Here is a 5,441-nt window from a genome sequence, read left to right as displayed (position 1 = left end):
GGGGGCGCGCCCCGGCGTCCGGGTGCGGGCCGGGCGGGCCTGCGCGGCGATGGCCTCGCGGTAGCACTCGGCGGTCTCGCGGGCGGCCTGCTCCCAGGTGAAGCGGGCCAGCACCCGGTCGCGGCCGGCCGCGCCGAGCCGGCGCCTGAGGTCCGCGTCGCCGAGCAGGCGCACCAGCGCGGCGGCCAGCGCCCCCGCGTCGCCGGGCGCGACGGACAGACACGTCTTGCCGCCGGGGCCGGCGACCTCGGGGATGGCGCCTCCGGTGGTGGCCACCAGCGGCGTGCCGGTGGCCATGGCCTCGGCGGCGGGCAGCGAGAAGCCCTCGTACAGCGACGGCACGCAGGCGACCTGCGCGCCGCGCACCAGGTCGACCAGCTCGGCGTCGCTGATGCCCTTGACGAAGTCGACGGCGCCCTCCAGGCCGTACCGCGCGACGGCGGCGGCCACCGGCCCCTCCTCCGGCCGCTTGCCGACCACGACCAGGTGCGCCTCGGGGTGTTCGGTACGGACCTTCGCCAGCGCTTCCACCAGGTAGACCAGGCCCTTGAGCGGCACGTCGGCGCTGGAGGTGGTGACGATCCGGCCGGGGATCTCGGGCACCGAGGGGTCGGGCGAGAACAGGCGGGCGTCGGCGCCGATGTGCACGACGCGGATGCGGTCGGTGCGCACCCCGAGGTGGTCGACGATCTCCTGCCGGGAGGAGTCGGAGACGGTGAGCACCGACGGCAGGCGGCTGGCGACGCGCTTCTGCATGCGGGTGAAGGCGTACCAGCGGCGCAGGGAGGCGCGGCGCTTCCAGTCGGGCGCGGCGTCCAGTTCGAGCCGGCGGTCGACGGTGACGGGGTGGTGGATGGTGGTCACCAGCGGGAAGCCGACGCGGTCCAGGCCCAGCAGCCCGTAGCCGAGGGTCTGGTTGTCGTGGACGACGTCGAACTCGCCGCGGCGGGCGGCCAGGTGGCGGCGGGCGCGGAGGCTGAAGGTCAGCGGCTCCGGGAAGCCGCCGCCGCGCATGGACGCGAACTCCAGCGCGTCGATCCAGTCCCGGAACTCCTCGCGCCGCGGCGTGCGGAACGGGTCGGGCTGCCGGTAGAGGTCGAGGCTGGGCAGCTCGGTGAGGGTGACGCCCTCGTCCACCGCCGGGTACGGCTGGGCTCCTATGACCTCGACCTGGTGGCCGAGGCGGGCCAGCTCGCGCGAGAGGTGGCGCACGTACACGCCCTGGCCGCCGCAGAACGGGTTGCCCTTGTAGGTCAGCAGCGCGATGCGCAGCGGCCGGCCCGAGGCGGGATCGGCGGGTGGAGGCGGCGTGTGCAGCGGGACGGTTCCCATCTCCGGCGTCTCCCGCGTGGCCTCGGCGGTCACTCGCGCCCCCTTCTCGGTGCAGCTGTTGCGGGAGCGTAACCGCTCACGATTATCTAGAACAAGTTTCAGTATCGGTTGGCCCGAGAAGTCTTGAAGATACCGGCCGGAACGCTCCCCGCCGGGGACCCGGAGAGGTGATCCACGCCACTGCCAAGGCAGCGGATGACCTCCTAGTCGGTCACTGTCGGCACACCGGTGGCCGAAAGGTGCCGCCGTCGGCCGGGACGGCGCCACGGGCCCGGCGCCCGCGTTAGCCTGGAACACGTTTCAGTGACTCGCACCACTCCGGCCCGGCCTGCCATCATGCCGGTGTCCGGTTGTCCGCCGTCGTCCACGCCGCCCAGCCGTCCACGTCGTCCGCCGCCGTCCAGTCGTCCGCGGCCGTCCAGCCGTCTTCCGTCGTCCGCGCGGGACGCGCGGCCGGGTCCGCCCCGCGACGGCACAGGCGGCGCGTACGCCCCCGAGCCCTCGACCGCCGATCATCGCCTGACCCCACCGAAGTGGAACAGATGACCTCCGCCGCCAGCGCCAAGTCGGCCGCCTCCCTGCCGCTGACCGAGCGGCAGGAGGAGCGCCGCCGCGGCATCCTGCGGGCCAGTGCGCAACTGGCCAGCCGGGGCGGGTTCGACGCGGTGCAGATGCGGGAGGTCGCGGAGGCCTCGGGGGTCGCGCTCGGCACGCTCTACCGGTACTTCCCGTCCAAGGTCCACCTGCTGGTGGCCACCATGCAGGACCAGCTCCAGCGGCTGCACGCGACGCTGCGCCGCCACCCGCCCGCCCAGCCGGAGCCCGCGGCGCGGGTCGCCGAGACGCTGATGCGGGCCTTCCGCGCACTCCAGCGCGAACCGCACCTGGCGGACGCGATGGTCCGCGCCCTCACCTTCGCCGACCGGTCGGTCAGCGCGGAGGTGGACGCCGTCTCCCGGCTCACCACCGCGATCATCCTGGACGCGATGGGCCTGGAGGGACCGCCGACGGCCGAGCAGCTGTCCGCCGTGCGCGTCATCGAGCACACCTGGCACTCCAAGCTCATCACGTGGCTGTCGGGCCGCTCCTCCATCGGCCAGGTGCGCGTCGACATCGAGACCGTCTGCCGTCTCATCGACCTGACGGTCACTCCGCGCCCGGCGCACTGACGGCACTTTTCCGACAATTAACCAAAGGTTCCACCGGTGCGCCCCACGCACTGACCGGGTGGTTCGGCCCCGTGCTACCCACCGTGTACGCGACAGGCAGATCGTTTGGCTCAAAGTACGCGTTCAGGGTTCGCGCAATCCCGGTATCCATGTACGGCGCGTCTTGCGTCGCAGGACTGGCGGTACGCGGGGTGGGAGGGGACGGGACCGTGATCCGGGTGCTACTGGTACACGACTCGCATTTGTTCAGGTCGGCGCTGGCCGCGCTGGTCGGTAGCGAACCAGACATGGAGGTGATCACCGCATCGTGGCGGCACGTCCACAGCAGGGCACGGTCCGAACGGCTCCACGTCTGCGTGATGGACGCCGAGGACGCGGACTGTCCGGGGGGGCAGAGAGCCATCGGTGTGGGGGAGCTGACGGGGACACCTGACGGGCAGGGGACGGCCGACGGCGGATGCGGCCTGCTCATCCTGGCCAACACCAGGCGGCCCGGCCGGCTCCGCCGGGCCCACGAGGCCCGCCCTCTCGGCTACATCGACCGCGACGCGCCGCCGGACCGCCTGCTGGACGCGATACGGCACGTGGCGCGGGGCGAGCGGTACGTGGACGAGTCGCTGGGCTACGCCTTCCTCCAGGCCGCCGAGATCCCGCTCACCGAGCGGGAGCTGAGCGTGCTGTCGCTGGCGGCACAGGGCGCCTCGGTCGCCGAGATCGCACACAGCCTGCACCTGTCCAACGGCACGATACGGAACTACATGGCCGCGATCACCCGTAAGACGGGGGCCCGCAACCGGGTCGACGCCATACGGATATCCCAGGTGGCGGGCTGGGTCTGAACGCCGGGGCCTGGTGGCCCGGGTTCGGTCAGCGGTGGGCGCGGCCGAAGGGGGCCGACCGCGGGCGGGGGCCGGTACCCGTCTCGGTACCAGCGCCGGTGCCGGTCCCGGGACTGGCACCGGCCTGGGCTGCGCCCGGGGCCCGGTCCGAGTCCGAGGGCTGGGCCGGGTCGGCTCCGGCCAGGTCGCGGTAGAGGGCCGAGGCGGCGAGCAGGTCGGCGTGCCGGCCGCATACCGCATGGCCGCCGTCCATGACCAGCACGCGGTCGGCCCGCCGCGCCGAGCTCGTCCGGTGGGCGATGACGATCAGCGTGCTGCCGGGGCGCCGGGCGAAGGCCAGCTCCGCGCGCGCCTCGGCGGCCGGGTCGAGGTGGCAGGTCGCCTCGTCCAGCAGCACGACGGGCGCGGGCGACAGGTACGCGCGGGCCAGCGCGACGAGTTGGCGCTCACCTGCCGACAGGGCACCGGGATCGAGCGGCGTGTTCAGGCCGTCTGCGGCGCCGGGCAGGCGGTGCAGGCCGAAGGTGTCGGCGGCGGCCAGGAGTTCCGCGTCCGGCACCGGTTCCGCGTCGCCGCGCAGGTAGCAGAGGTTGTCGCGCAGGGTGCCGGAGAAGACGTACGCCTCCTGCGGGATCAGCACCCGCAGCCGGGCCAGTTCGGACGGGTCGCGGCCGGTCACGGGCACGCCGCCGAGCGCGATCCCGCCCGCGCGTGGCGGCACGAGACCGGCGATCAGCCCGGCCAGCGTCGACTTGCCGATGCCGCTGGGCCCGACCACGGCCAGGTGCCCGCCGGACGGCACGGTCAGGTCCAGGTCGCGTACGACGGGGTCGGCGAAGGGCCCGTACGCGAAGGTCACCGCGCGCAGTTCGACGGCCGGCGCGGCCTCGCGTGCGCCGCCGCCGCGGCGCTCCGGTCCGAAGGCGGCGGTCGCCGGGGCCGCCGGGGCGCCCGTACGGCCGCCGGTACGGCCCCGGAGGTCCGCGTCACCGGCCCGCCCGCGCGCGCCGCCCCCGCGGCCCGTGGCGCCGGGCTCGCCCGTACCGCCGTGGCGGGGCCCGCCGCCTCCGGGCGCGGCACCGGCACCGGCACCGAGGCCGGGGCCGCTCAGACGCCGTAGGACGACCGCGAGCCGCGAGCCGCCCGTGCCGATGGTCTGGGTGAGGTTCTGCAGGGCGGGCAGCAGCGACTGCTGGAGGTAGAGGAAGGCGGCGGCCAGCGCACCCGCCGTGACCCCGCGGTCGAGCAGCCAGGGGGCGGCCACCAGCAGCAGTACGACGGGCAGCCGACCGCCGATCCCGACGGCGAGGGAACGGGACGTCCCCCAGCGGGCGAGGGTCCGCGCGGCCCGGTACTCCGCCGCGACCCGCTCCTCCCCCGCCGCGCCGACCGCCCGCTCCGCGCCCGCCGCCGTCACGTCCCGCAGCCCGGCCGCGAGCGCGCCCAGCTCCTCGGCGACCTTCTCGTCGGCCTTGAGGAACGCCTCCTGGCGGCGGGCCATCGGCCGCAGCGTCGCCAGGAACAGGGCGAGCCCGGCGGCCAGCGGCGGCACGACGAACAGCAGCAGGGCGGGCGCGAGGGAGCACAGCCCGGCCAGCGCGCCCGCCGCGACGAACACGAAGGAGCGCGACACCAGCACCAGGCCCGCGAAGCAGTCGCGGGCGATCTCCACCTGGTGGGTGAGCCGGGAGACGGCCGCACTGTCGCCGCCCCGCGCCGCCCCGCGCCCGGCCTCCGCCACGGCCCGGCCCACGACGCGCCGTACGAGCCCGTCGCGCAGCGGCTCCACGAGCGCGGCCACCGCCCGGTAGACCCGGCCCGTGCCGTACGCGCCCGCGGCGACCGCGACCGCCGCGACCGCCAGCCACACCAGGCCCGCGGTCCGCTCGCCCGCCAGGAACCCGTCGTCGAGCGCCCGCGCGAGCGCGTAACCGGACAGGAACGTCTGCCCGGCCTCCAGCACCGACCAGGCCGCGAGCCGCGCCACCGCCCGCCGTCGGCGCCGCAGGAAGCGGAAGCCCTCCCGGTACGGGCCGGCCGGGCGGGCGGAGGCGGGGCCGCCGCCGGGGGCCGCGGTACCGGCCGCGGCGGCCGCCCGCGC

General features: G+C 75.5%; 4 protein-coding genes. 2 read left to right on the top strand and 2 right to left on the bottom strand.

Annotation, left to right across the window (positions count from 1 at the left end; all coding sequences use genetic code 11):
• On the bottom strand, nucleotides 1-1,332 hold a 1,332-nt coding region (locus tag RKE29_RS27525; protein ID WP_312008382.1), incomplete at its 3' end, for a glycosyltransferase family 4 protein.
• Nucleotides 1,333-1,874: 542 nt separating this feature from the next.
• Between RKE29_RS27525 and RKE29_RS27520 the strand changes: the two genes are divergently transcribed.
• Both RKE29_RS27520 and RKE29_RS27515 read left to right on the top strand, forming a co-directional pair.
• The gene (locus RKE29_RS27520) at nucleotides 1,875-2,501 is read left to right on the top strand and encodes a TetR family transcriptional regulator (protein WP_312008381.1); all 627 of its coding nucleotides are present in this window, start codon (nucleotides 1,875-1,877) and stop codon (nucleotides 2,499-2,501) included.
• A 209-nt stretch (nucleotides 2,502-2,710) separates the two neighbouring features.
• Nucleotides 2,711-3,340 carry a response regulator transcription factor gene (locus RKE29_RS27515; RefSeq protein WP_312008379.1) on the top strand — a complete coding sequence of 210 codons (630 nt, stop codon included), beginning with the start codon at nucleotides 2,711-2,713 and terminating at the stop codon, nucleotides 3,338-3,340.
• Nucleotides 3,341-3,368: 28 nt separating this feature from the next.
• Here the strand turns inward: RKE29_RS27515 and RKE29_RS27510 are convergent, their stop codons facing one another.
• A complete protein-coding gene (locus RKE29_RS27510) occupies nucleotides 3,369-5,327 on the bottom strand; it encodes an ABC transporter ATP-binding protein (RefSeq protein ID WP_312008380.1) in 1,959 nt (652 codons plus the stop codon).
• Between the last annotated feature and the right edge of the window lie 114 nt (nucleotides 5,328-5,441).

The organism is Streptomyces sp. B1866, from assembly GCF_031932565.1.
Classification (GTDB): Bacteria; Actinomycetota; Actinomycetes; order Streptomycetales; family Streptomycetaceae; genus Streptomyces.
This window is presented reverse-complemented; position numbering and strand designations above follow the sequence as displayed.